This is a genomic window from Nocardioides sp. P5_C9_2, assembly GCF_054049555.1.
Genome location: NZ_JBFUMD010000099.1, coordinates 1 through 9495 on the forward strand (window position 1 = coordinate 1; position 9495 = coordinate 9495).

Sequence of the window (9495 nt, forward strand, 5' to 3'; positions counted from 1 at the left end):
TCGCGGACTACCCCGCCGTTCACCCGGGAGGGGATGCCGGTCGACATCCCGCTCGTCACCCCGGTCGAGGCCCGCGCGGAGGCCCTGCGGCTGGTCGTGGGGGCCGTCGAGCACAGTGCCGGGTCCCCGGCGGGTGGCGGGTGGTTCGTCATCCCGGCACACGACCGCCCCGCTCCCACGGTCGTCGTACCGACCGAGCAGCGGCAGGCCCTCCTGGAGCACCTGCGGGCGGCGCCCGCGCACCTCGCCCTCCGCGACCCCGGTGACCGGGGGTGGCCCGAGCGGCGGCTCCGGGTGGGCGAGCTGGTCGACGCGCTGCGCAACGCCGCCCCCAACCGGCTGGTGCTGGAGCCGTGGCCGCGCGCGCACGGGCGGCGTACCCACCTCGCCGACGACGCCGGCGTCGAGATCGAGTTCTGGGACCGGTTGCCCGACGGCACGCTCGTCGCCCCCCGCCCCAACCGGTGGACGGCCCAGGCACCCGCCGGCGCTGCGACCGCGTCCGTCGAGGTCGCCGGGGTCACCGTGCCGACGCTTCCGCTGATGGCGTTGCCGACGGCGTACGACGTGACGTTCCCGATCGACGTCGTCTACACCTGGGTCGACGGCGACGACCCGGAGTGGAACGCCGCGCGGCAGGCACGCGGCGGCGACCGGGCCCGGCCCGAGGCAGGTGGGCGGGCCAGGTTCCGCAGCCGCGACGAGCTGCGCCACTCGATGCGCTCGGTGCACCTCTTCGCGCCGTGGGTGCGCACGATCCACCTCGTCACCGCCGGGCAGCGCCCGGACTGGCTGGTCGACGATGCACTGCTCGACGGGCGGGTGCGGGTCGTCGACCACCGCGAGATCCTGCCGCCCGACGCGCTGCCCACCTTCAACTCCCAGGCCATCGAGACCGCACTGCACCGGGTCCCCGGGCTGGCCGAGCACTTCGTCTACCTCAACGACGACGTCTTCCTCGGCCGGGCAGCGCGGCCCGAGCTGTTCTTCAGCCCCGGCGGCGGCTTCGCGGCCTTCGTCGGCGACGGTGCCATCGGCCTGCCGGGCACCGCCGACAAGCCGTTCCTCCACGCGGCGGCGACCAACCGCGCGCTCATCGAGGAGGCCTTCGGCGTCGCGATCACCCAGGTGATGGCCCACTCCCCGCACCCCCACCGCGTGTCGGTGCTCGCGGAGGTCGAGGCGCGTTTCGCCGACGCGGTCGGCCGCACCGCACGCTCGCCGTTCCGGGCCGACACCGACGTGTCGATGCTGTCCTCGCTGGCCCAGCACTACGGGCTGGTGACCGGCTCGGCGTACGCCGCTCCGGCCGAGCACGCCTTCCTCGACCTCAGCAACGCCCGGATCGAGCGGCAGCTGCGCCAGCTGCGCGCCCGCGACCGAGACTTCTTCTGCATCGGCGACCACCACGAGTACGCCGTGGACACCGACGCCGTGGACGCCATGCTGTCGGAGTTCCTCGCGGACTACTTCCCGGTCAAGGCTCCCTGGGAGCGCTGAGCCTCAGCGGCGGAAGAGGCCGGCGAGGCCGGAGGGACGCGAGCGCAGCTCCGCGACCTCCGCGCGCACGGCGTCGAGCTCGTCGCGGAGCTCGTCGAGCTGGGCGTCCTTCTTGCGGCGTACGTCGCGCCGCCCGGCCGCCACGCGGGCGGTGGTCGCGTCCATCGAGATCGCCTCGGAGTAGTCGAAGAGCTCGCCGTACTCCTCCTGCAGGCCGGCCAGCTCGTCGATCGCGCCGGCGTCGGACGGGGAGTAGACCAGCACGTTCATCACCTGCCAGGTGCGCTCGGCGAGGTCTCGGAGGGCGGGCGGGACGGCGATGTCGTCCCACGTGATGGCCGAGCGGTTGAGCGTGGCGTCGATGAAGTCGTCGACCGGGTGCGGTGTGACGTCGAGGCCGGGCTCGAAGGCCAGCCCGAGCTGCTCGCCCGCGCGGGACAGGGCCGTGCGCCAGTCGGACAGCAGGTCGTCGTACCGGACGAACGCGCGCGGCACGCTGCGGGTGGCCGCCTCGGTGGCGAAGGCGGCGTTGACCCAGGCGGCGACGTTGGCCGTCTCGCGCTGACGACGGAAGGTCGGCGTCTGCTCGGTGAGGTACGCCGAGTCGCGCGAGCGCACCACCTCGGTGGGGTGGCGCAGCATGGTCAGGGTGCACACGTCGGCCCCGAGCTGGGCGGCGACCCGGGTCCAGGCCGGCAGGATCCAGAAGGCACGCGGGTCCTTGACCAGCACCTGCGGCCGGTCGAGCTGGTCGGCCAGCCAGGTCCGCAGCTCCTCCTCGACCTCGGGCGTGATCGCGGCGTCGGCGACGACGGCGGCGTCGGGCCGGGTGTCGATGGTGCGGACCGGCACGGGGTTGAGCACCCGCTTGTGGAACTCGGTCACCCACACCGGCTCGTAGTAGCCGCGCGGGTTCTTCTCGTCCGCGGGCACCTCCGGCTGGGGCACGTGCAGGCCGAGGCGCTTGAGGGTGCCGGCCATGCTCGAGGTGCCGGAACGGCCGGAACCGGTGACGAGGACGAGGCGGGGGTTCACCCGGTCGAGGCTAGTCGCTGGCCAGCTCGGAGACGATGTCGAGGTGCCCCACGTGCCGGGCGTACTCCCCCAGCACGTGGAAGCAGATCCACTCCAGCGTGGGCGGGTCGTCGTCGAACCGCCCACCCGGCATGGCCACCGCGTCGAGCGGGAAGTCCCGCAGCACCGACCGCGTCCGCGTCCCGACGGCCTCCAGACGCGTCGCGAGCGCCTCCGCCGTCACATCGGCAGGCACCGCCCACCGGGCGCCCGGCACCGTGGCGTCGGAGTCGTCCGAGGCCCACGGCTCCGGCGTGGTCCAGTCGCCCCACGGCTCGGCGACCGGCTCGGCGAGGAACCCCCACACGAACCACCGCTGCTCCATGTGGAGCACGTGGCTGAGCAGCTCGAGCGGAGTCCACCCGGAGGGGACGAGCGCGCGGCGCTGGTCGTCGTACGACAGGGCCAGGACGCCGCCCACCATCTCGGCGCGCACCCAGTCGAGGTAGTCGGCCCAGCGCCGGGGGCCGCCCGGACCCGACCGAGGGGGTTCGCCGCTCACGTGCCCTCGACCCGGTTGCCGTCCTCGTCCCAGTGGGAGGCGACCTTCTTCGACGGCTGCACCCGGGGCGGCTCGCCGGGCATCTTGGGGTGGTCGGGCGGGTAGTTGAGCTCGACGGGGTGCTCCTCCCACAGGTCCAGCAGCGGCTGGAGGGAGTGGTGCACGTCGTCGATCGTCGCCCACGGGTCGCCGTCGGAGGCGAGGCGCTCCGGCACCGTGAGGAGGTTGAGACCGGTCGGGGAGCCCAGGGTCGCCAGCTCCTCCCACGTCACCGGCGTCGAGACCGGCGCACCGGGCAGCGGACGCAGCGAGTACGCCGAGGCGATGGTGCGGTCGCGCGTGTTCTGGTTGAAGTCGACGAAGATCCGCTCGCCGCGCTCCTCCTTCCACCACGCCGTCGTCACGCCGTCGTCGCGCTTCTCCAGCTCGCGGCCGAAGGCGATGGCCGCGTGCCGCACGTCGGCGAACTCCCAGGACGGCTGGATCCGGACGTAGACGTGCACGCCCCGGTTGCCCGAGGTCTTGGCGAAGCCGGTCATCCCGAGGTCCCCGAGCAGCTCGCGGGCGACGCCGGCGACGCGCACGGCGTCCGCGAACGACGTACCGGGCTGGGGGTCGAGGTCGATGCGCAGCTCGTCGGGATGGTCGACGTCGGCGCGACGCACCGGCCACGGGTGGAAGGTCAGCGTCCCCATGTGGGCACACCAGACGGGCACGGCGATCTCGGTCGGGCAGATCTCCTCGGCCGTGCGACCGGAGGGGAAGGTGATCTGCACCGACTCGAGGTAGTCGGGAGCGCCCTTGGGCACCCGCTTCTGGTAGAACGCGTCGGCGTCCTTGTCCTGCGGCCCGGTCGCCAGCTTCATGCCGGGGCGTACGCCGCTCGTCCACCGCTCCAGCGCGGTCGGCCGCTCGCGCAGGGCGCGCATCAGGCCGTCCTCCACCGAGGCGAAGTACTCCGCCACCATCACCTTGGTGACCTCGGGCGTCGTGTCCGTCGCCTCGTAGATCACCCGGTCCGGGGAGGACACCCGCACCTCGCGCCCCCCGGCGACGACCATCGCTGCCTTCGCTGCTGCCATGCCGCCACCGTAGTGGTCCCCACCCGCTGAGTAGCCTGCTCCGTTGTGACGGCCGACCTGGTGGCGCGGATCGGACCGATCCTCCTGTTCCTGGTGTTCGCGACCGTCCTGGCCGAGCTGTGCTCCGGCCTGGGCCTCTTCGACCTGGTCGCCGACGGCGTGGTGCACGCCGCGCACGGGTCGGTACGCCGGGTGTGGGTCGGGCTGGTCGCGGTCGCCGTCGCCAGCACCGCCGTCCTCTCCCTGGACACCACCGCCGTGCTCCTCACCCCGGTCGTGCTGGCCGTCGCCGTGCGGCTGCGGATCAACCCCGTGCTCTTCGCGATGACCACGGTGCTGCTCGCCAACACCGCCTCGCTGTTCCTCCCGGTCTCCAACCTCACCAACCTGCTCGCCCTGAGCCACCTCGACATGAGCGCCGCCGAGTACGTCGCGCTGATGGCGCTGCCGGGCCTGGTCGCCGTCCTGGTGACCGTCGCGGTGCTCGCGGTCCTGCACCGACGCACCCTCGCCCTCCCCCGCCGGGAGTACGACGAGCCGGACCCGCTCGCGGGCCCGCGCGCGCCCGTCGTGGTCGCCGCCCTGGCCTGCCTGGCCCTGGGCCCGGCCCTGACGCTCACCGGCCGGGTGACGGTGGTGTCCGGCATCGCGTGCGGGGTCGTGGTGCTGGCCTGCCTGGTCTGGCGCCGGGACCTGCTGCACCTCAGGCTCGTCCCCTGGCTGCTGGTCCTCGCCGTCGGGGCGCTGTTCTTCCTCGTGCAGCTCGCCCACGAGCACGGCCTGACCGAGCTGGCCGCGGCGATGACCGGCACCGGGGAGGGGCCCCTGGCCCTGCTCCGCCTGGCCGGGGTCGCGGCCGGCAGCGCCAACGTGCTGGACAACCTGCCTGCCTACCTGGCCCTGGAGCCGGTCACCGCCGACAGCCCGCAGCGGCTCGGTGCGCTGCTCATCGGCGTCGGGGTCGGCCCCCTGGTCACCCCGTGGGCCAGCCTGGCCACCGTCCTGTGGGCCCAGCGCTGCCACGCGGCCGGGTTGTCGATCCACTGGGGCCGCTTCGCGCTCACCGGCGGACTCGTCGCCGTCCTGGCGGTCACGCTGGCGACCCTGACGCTGAGCGCCGTCACCGGCTGGAACTGAGCCTCCTCAGTCCCGCAGGAACGGACGCACCTCGACCCTCCGGTGGCAGGCGGCCGACCCCTCGGCGGCCAGCGCCAGCGCCACGTCGGGGTCGGGCGCCTCGATGATCCAGAAGCCGGCGAGGTACTCCTTCGACTCCACGAACGGCCCATCGGTGGTCACCGCCCGGCCGTCCCGGTTGTCGACCACGGTCGCCGTGCCGGGCGCACCGAGGCCACCCGCGAAGACCCAGTGGCCCCGGTCCCGGAGCCGCTCGTTGAAGACGCCGGTGGCCGCCATCTCCTCGGCCGTGCCGGACTCGCTCGCGTCGTCGATCACGGACATCAGGTACTGCATCGCGGTCCCCTCCTCGGGTGCGGGGCGACCCCGCTGGGTCGCCGCTCACCCTCTCAACGATCGCCGGGGCCCGGCTGCGACACCGGCCGACCGGGTGGAGGACTCACAGGCGCGCGTGCGGCTCGAAGCGCGGCGCCGGATCCGGGTCGTCGCGGTCGGGCCGGACGAACTCGAAGCCCGCCGTCGTCACGACGACCTGGTCCGGTGTCCGCACCTGCTCCGCGCACGCGAGGTGCATCGGCGGCTGGTGGAACTGGTTGCGGTCGCCCTCGCGCGGCGTGCCGACGAAGGCGATCGGCCGCCCGAGCGATTCCTCGCACACGCCGCAGATCCGGGACAGGGCGCACTGGGTGACCCAGGCCCGGGTCGGCTCGCGCAACCGGGTCGACCCGTCCCGAAGGTCCTCCCTCACGACGCGCCCCGCGTGCTGCGCGAGTACCAGTCGCCGGTCTGGGCGCTGCGCGTCGGGCGCTGGGCGTCCGTGCGCCGACCGCGCTCGACCGGCGCCCCCTGCGCGGGGTCGGTGGGCTGCTCGGGCCGGTCGGTGGAGGTGAAGCGGTTGGGCAGCGACAGCTTCATGATCGTCCGCAGCGCCTGGCCGTACTGCCGGTGGAGCGGCCCCGTCGTGTAGGGGATGTCGTACTTCGCGGCGAGCTCGCGCACCCGCACCGACATCTCGGCGTACCGGTTGGACGGCAGGTCCGGAAAGAGGTGGTGCTCGATCTGGTAGCCGAGCTGGCCGCTCATCACGTGCAGGAGCTTGCCGCCCTCGAAGTTGGCCGAGCCGAGCATCTGGCGCAGGTACCACTCCGCGCGCGTCTCGTCCTCGAGCTCCTCCTCGGTGAAGTGCAGCGCCCCGTCGGGGAAGTGCCCGCAGAAGATGATCATGTAGGACCACACGTTGCGCGCCAGGTTGGCGGTGGCGTTGGCGGTGATCGTCGGCACCACGTTGGCCGGACCGGTCGCCGCGGTCAGCAGCGGGAAGAAGACGTAGTCCTTGCCGATCTGGCGGCTGATCTTGCGCTTGATCTGCGCCAGCTGCTTGGCCAGCACCTTCGGGTCCTTCTCGCGCTTGCGGATCGCCTCGAGGTCGAGGTCGTGCAGCGCGACGCCCCACTGGAACAGCGTGGCCAGCAGCGCGTTGTAGACCGGCTGTCCGAGGTTGGCCGGGTGCCACCGCTGCTCGCGGGCCATCCGCAGGATGCCGTAGCCGATGTCGTTGTCGTGGCCCAGCACGTTGGTGAACTGGTGGTGGATGTAGTTGTGGCTGTGCTTCCACTGCTCGGCCGGCTGGGCGGTGTCCCACTCCCAGGTGGAGGAGTGGATCTCCGGGTCGTTCATCCAGTCCCACTGCCCGTGCATGACGTTGTGGCCGATCTCCATGTTCTCCAGGATCTTGGCCACGCCGAGCATGGCGGCGCCGGCGACCCACGCGGGCTTCCAGCGCGAGGCGAACAGGGTGATCCGGCCCGCCACCGCGAGGCGGCGCTGGAGGGTGATGATGCGGTTGATGTACGCCGCGTCGTCCGCGCCGCGAGACTCCTCGACCTCCGCGCGCAGCGCGTCGAGCTCGCGCCCGAGCTGGTCGACCTCCTCGTCGGTGAGGTGGGTGTACTCCTTGACGTCGCTGATGGCCATGCGGGTTCCTCTCAGATCGCGAGGGTGCAGTCGCCGACCGGGACGGTCACGCAGGTCTGCACGGAGTCGTGGGTGTCGTCGTACTCGTCGCCGGTGCGCAGGTCGCGCACGGTGCCGCTGACCAGCGTCAGCGTGCAGGTGTGGCAGATGCCGACCCGGCAGCCGTAGGGCATGCCCACGCCCGCCTGCTCGCCGGCCTCGAGGACGGTGGTGGCGCCGTCGACCTCGATGGACTTCTGGGAGTTCTGGAAGCGGAGCGTGCCGCCCTCGCCGCCGTCGCCCTCGAGCTTGAGCGAGAAGCGCTCGAGGTGCAGGGAGTCGTCGATCCCGGCCCGCTCCCAGTGCTCCTCGACCGCATCGAGCATGGGCGCCGGGCCGCAGGCCCAGGTCTCGCGGTCGCGCCAGTCCGGGACGAGGGAGTCGAGGTCGGCCAGGTCGAGGATGCCCTCGTCGTCGGTGTGCCGCCGGTGCAGGGTGAGGGTGTCGTGCCGGTCGGCGAGCTCGCAGACCTCGTCGCGGAAGATCATCCGCTCCTCGGTGGTCGAGGAGTAGTGCACGACGACGTCGGGCATCGTGCCGCGGCGATCGAGCGTGCGCAGCATCGACATGACCGGGGTGATCCCGGAGCCGCCGACCAGCATCAGCATCCGCGCCGGGGGCGGGTCGGGCAGCACGAACTCGCCCGCGGGCAGGGCCAGCCGGACGATGGTGCCGGGCTCGAGGCCTTCGACGAGGTGCTGGGACAGGAAGCCCTCGGGCATCGCCCGCACGGTGATGGCGATGGTGCGACCGTCTCGTCGTGGCGGCGAGCTGACGGAGTAGGAGCGCCAGTGGAACGTGCCGTCCACCTGGATGCCGATGCCGACGTACTGCCCGGGCTTGTGGTCGTAGCGCCAGCCCCAGCCGGGGCGGATGACCACGGTGGYGGCGTCCTCTGTCTCGGGGACGACCTCCTCGATGCGGCCGCGCAGCTCGCGGGCCGTCCACAGCGGGTTGACCAGCGAGAGGTAGTCGTCGGGGTGCAGCGGCGTGGTCAGCCGGGCCCCCGCGGTGCGGGCCCGGGCCAGTCGGTCGGTCACAGACATGCGTGCGTCCTCCCCGGAGGCGAGCGGTCGTGGTCTTCTCAGAGATTGAGTGAACACTCGTACACTCGATTCGTCAAGGGGTCCGGTGTGCGACCCACGCCACTGCCCACGCCACCTGGCGACCACTCCCGCAGTAGCGTGGGCGCCATGGCCTACGACGTGGAGAAGACCGACGAGGAGTGGCGCGCCCAGCTGTCCCCCGAGGAGTACGCCGTGCTCCGTCAGGCCGGGACGGAGCGCGCCTTCGTCGGCGAGTACACCGACACCGAGACGGAGGGCACCTACTCCTGCAAGGCGTGCGGTGCCGAGCTGTTCACCAGCAGCACGAAGTTCCACTCCGGCTGCGGCTGGCCGAGCTTCTACCAGCCGATCACCGACACCATCGAGTACATCGAGGACGTCTCGCACGGGATGAAGCGGGTCGAGGTGCGCTGCGCCGGCTGCGGCTCGCACCTGGGCCACGTCTTCCCCGACGGCTACGGCACGCCCACCGGTGACCGCTACTGCATCAACTCGATCAGCATCGACCTCAAGCCTGCCTAGGAGCGGCGGAGTCCGGGGCCGCGCGGCTCAGGCCGCCGGGTCGGTGTCGACCCGGTCGCCCGACAGCGCCTCGGCGACGCGCAGCCCCTGCTCGTGGGCCAGCGGGTAGACCCCGTGGGCGCGCTCGTCGTCGAAGAGCGCGAGGGGATGGAGACCGGCCAGGCGCGCCATCGCGCGGTCCGGCCGGACGAGCGTCACCGTGCTCTCGGGATGCCGCTGCCGCCACCGACGCAGCTCCCGCTCGAGCAGGAGTCCAGCGGTCTGCCCCAGGGGGCCCAGCACCAGGCCGGCCAGGGGCGCGACCACGATCACGTGGTCGGCCTCCGCCGCGGCGTCGACCGAGGTCGCCGACCACATGCCTCCGTCGATGTAGAGCCGGCCCTCGATGCGGTGCGGCGGGAACAGTCCTGGCACGGCGGAGGAGGCGGCCACGAGGTCGGCCAGCGGATACCTGCCGCCGTCGAGGATATGGCGCCGTCGGGTCCGGACGCAGACGGCCGACACCGCGACCGACGGATGGGACTGCTCGCCGAAGAGCTCACGGGCGACGTCCGCCAGCACGCCCGCGCGCCGGGTGGGGACCCGCGGTGAGCTGACG

The 9495-nt window shown here is 72.7% G+C and carries 11 protein-coding genes; 3 read left to right on the top strand and 8 right to left on the bottom strand.

All coding sequences use genetic code 11. The features are described 5' to 3' along the window. On the top strand, positions 1–1500 hold a 1500-nt coding region (locus tag ACXJKL_RS07220; RefSeq protein ID WP_457206381.1), incomplete at its 5' end, for a stealth family protein. Positions 1501–1503: 3 nt separating this feature from the next. Here the strand turns inward: ACXJKL_RS07220 and ACXJKL_RS07225 are convergent. From ACXJKL_RS07225 to ACXJKL_RS07235, 3 genes are read right to left on the bottom strand one after another with little or no spacing between them, the layout of a single operon-like run. Next, positions 1504–2535: a sulfotransferase family protein gene (locus tag ACXJKL_RS07225; RefSeq protein ID WP_457206382.1), complete on the bottom strand. Its 1032-nt coding sequence runs from the start codon at positions 2533–2535 to the stop codon at positions 1504–1506. Positions 2536–2545: 10 nt separating this feature from the next. Then, complete coding sequence (locus ACXJKL_RS07230; RefSeq protein WP_457206383.1) at positions 2546–3076, bottom strand: mycothiol transferase; 531 nt, start codon at positions 3074–3076, stop codon at positions 2546–2548. Beyond that, positions 3073–4158 (bottom strand): DNA polymerase domain-containing protein, encoded by a 1086-nt coding sequence (locus ACXJKL_RS07235; protein ID WP_457206384.1) that lies wholly within the window; start codon positions 4156–4158, stop codon positions 3073–3075. The genes ACXJKL_RS07230 and ACXJKL_RS07235 overlap by 4 nt, the downstream gene beginning before the upstream one ends. Before the next feature lie 45 nt (positions 4159–4203). Here ACXJKL_RS07235 and ACXJKL_RS07240 point away from each other — a divergent pair, with 45 nt between their 5' ends. After that, positions 4204–5295 carry an SLC13 family permease gene (locus ACXJKL_RS07240; protein WP_457206385.1) on the top strand — a complete coding sequence of 364 codons (1092 nt, stop codon included), beginning with the start codon at positions 4204–4206 and terminating at the stop codon, positions 5293–5295. A gap of 6 nt (positions 5296–5301) precedes the next feature. Here the strand turns inward: ACXJKL_RS07240 and ACXJKL_RS07245 are convergent, their stop codons facing one another. The 4 genes from ACXJKL_RS07245 to ACXJKL_RS07260 all read right to left on the bottom strand — a co-directional run bounded on the left by ACXJKL_RS07245 (position 5302) and on the right by ACXJKL_RS07260 (position 8354). Further along, positions 5302–5631 carry a YciI family protein gene (locus ACXJKL_RS07245; protein WP_457206386.1) on the bottom strand — a complete coding sequence of 110 codons (330 nt, stop codon included), beginning with the start codon at positions 5629–5631 and terminating at the stop codon, positions 5302–5304. Positions 5632–5734: 103 nt separating this feature from the next. Then, complete coding sequence (locus ACXJKL_RS07250) at positions 5735–6043, bottom strand: hypothetical protein (RefSeq protein ID WP_457206387.1); 309 nt, start codon at positions 6041–6043, stop codon at positions 5735–5737. Continuing rightward, complete coding sequence (locus ACXJKL_RS07255; RefSeq protein ID WP_457206388.1) at positions 6040–7269, bottom strand: fatty acid desaturase family protein; 1230 nt, start codon at positions 7267–7269, stop codon at positions 6040–6042. The genes ACXJKL_RS07250 and ACXJKL_RS07255 overlap by 4 nt, the downstream gene beginning before the upstream one ends. A gap of 11 nt (positions 7270–7280) precedes the next feature. Then, entirely contained in the window at positions 7281–8354 is a 1074-nt protein-coding gene (locus tag ACXJKL_RS07260; RefSeq protein WP_457206389.1) for a ferredoxin reductase, read from the bottom strand. A 147-nt stretch (positions 8355–8501) separates the two neighbouring features. On the opposite strand from ACXJKL_RS07260, the gene msrB reads away from it, so the two are divergent. Further along, a complete protein-coding gene (gene msrB / locus ACXJKL_RS07265) occupies positions 8502–8897 on the top strand; it encodes a peptide-methionine (R)-S-oxide reductase MsrB (protein WP_457206390.1) in 396 nt (131 codons plus the stop codon). Positions 8898–8924: 27 nt separating this feature from the next. Here msrB and ACXJKL_RS07270 read toward each other — a convergent pair. Beyond that, a partial coding sequence (locus ACXJKL_RS07270) for a patatin-like phospholipase family protein (RefSeq protein ID WP_457206391.1) occupies positions 8925–9495 on the bottom strand: 571 nt, incomplete at its 5' end.

Bases quoted from the DNA above. Each gene is read 5' to 3' on its own strand.
- ACXJKL_RS07235 (WP_457206384.1), bottom strand. From the start codon at position 4,158: ATGGCAGCAGCGAAGGCAGCGATGGTCGTCGCCGGGGGGCGCGAGGTG.
- ACXJKL_RS07245 (WP_457206386.1), bottom strand. From the start codon at position 5,631: ATGCAGTACCTGATGTCCGTGATCGACGACGCGAGCGAGTCCGGCACG.
- ACXJKL_RS07255 (WP_457206388.1), bottom strand. From the start codon at position 7,269: ATGGCCATCAGCGACGTCAAGGAGTACACCCACCTCACCGACGAGGAG.
- msrB (WP_457206390.1), top strand. From the start codon at position 8,502: ATGGCCTACGACGTGGAGAAGACCGACGAGGAGTGGCGCGCCCAGCTG.